2 protein-coding genes are annotated in these 1,105 nt (G+C 37.0%); both read left to right on the top strand.

Features of this window, described 5'->3' with window-relative positions:
• The first annotated feature begins 174 nt into the window (after window positions 1-174).
• Window positions 175-312, top strand: coding sequence for a hypothetical protein (locus tag BIZ39_RS21950; RefSeq protein ID WP_155279878.1), 138 nt, complete (start codon window positions 175-177; stop codon window positions 310-312).
• Between the two features lie 47 nt (window positions 313-359).
• The gene (locus tag BIZ39_RS21945; protein WP_187448138.1) at window positions 360-887 is read left to right on the top strand and encodes a hypothetical protein; all 528 of its coding nucleotides are present in this window, start codon (window positions 360-362) and stop codon (window positions 885-887) included.
• Window positions 888-1,105: the final 218 nt, after the last annotated feature.

The raw sequence follows: 1,105 nt of genomic DNA, 5'->3' as shown, positions 1-1,105 counted from the left end.
TTGTTCACAATAGATAGAGCATTCATGGCTGTTTGGCCTCGGTGATTTTTGGCGATTGATCTGATCACCAAACGTCATGAATGTTCCTATCTTTTTTATTTCGCTGATATCGTTATATTATTTGTGGGGATACCTCAGGGTCAGAGTACTTTTTTTAAAAAACGAATTTAAACTATGCGTGATTTCATAACAGTGTGGGAGAAGTACTCTAATTCGCCAGCATACCTTATTAGAGAAATGTACTCTGACCCCATTATTCGAGGGATCAATGCTGTGGACTTGTTTGAATGTATAGAAAAAGCGACAGGTTGAAAAATAATCGGTATGGTATAAAAACACTAAACAGCTAGGAAGTTTGTATGTCAGCCTTACCATTCAATAATAACCCAGCTTATTTGCGGGGTAATTTTCAACTTGAACCAGTGACCGCTCTATTAAAGCTGCATGCAGAACTTGTTTGTTTTCTTCTAATAGCATTCTTCTTTGTTGGTAATGCATTTATTGAAAATAGTGAAAAAGAGCGGGTCTTAGCTAATCCTCAGAAAAACGACTTTTTCTATATTGACTATAGAGCTATAGACCCTTCATCGGATGCTCGATTTCGCTATGTCCCCCTGAAATTACTTAGTGTCGATAATGATACTCTTACTTTTAAAGTCGGAAACATTGCTCACACAAGACCTGTCTCACCAAGTCAACACGCGAAATTTGATAAAGCGTTATTACTGCGCAATTACTATCGCGTTGATAACCTTGTGCTTAGCAAAACAAAAGTAAATGACTTGATTACTTCTGGTGCCATTTACGATGCTAGGCGGCCTCGAAATATTTATATTAACGGTTGGATGGTTTTGCACCTTAACGAGTTAGTACCAGATAACAGTTAGTAATAAAAAAGCGTTTATAAGCGATAGAGTCCAAGTAAAGTACACTCCTTACGAGTGAGGCAACATGTACCTTGAAGTGTTTATTTTATTTACTATGAATACAATACTCAGCCAATAAAGTACTCTGACCCTGAGGTATCCCCACAAATAATATTGCGATATCAATAAGATAAAAAAGATAGGAACATTCATGACGTTTGGTGATCAGATCAATCGCC

Source organism: Alteromonas sp. BZK5 (assembly GCF_014349115.1).
GTDB lineage: Bacteria > Pseudomonadota > Gammaproteobacteria > Enterobacterales > Alteromonadaceae > Alteromonas > Alteromonas macleodii.
Note: the sequence above shows the minus strand (reverse complement) of the source record. Positions and strands in the feature narration are given on the sequence as shown.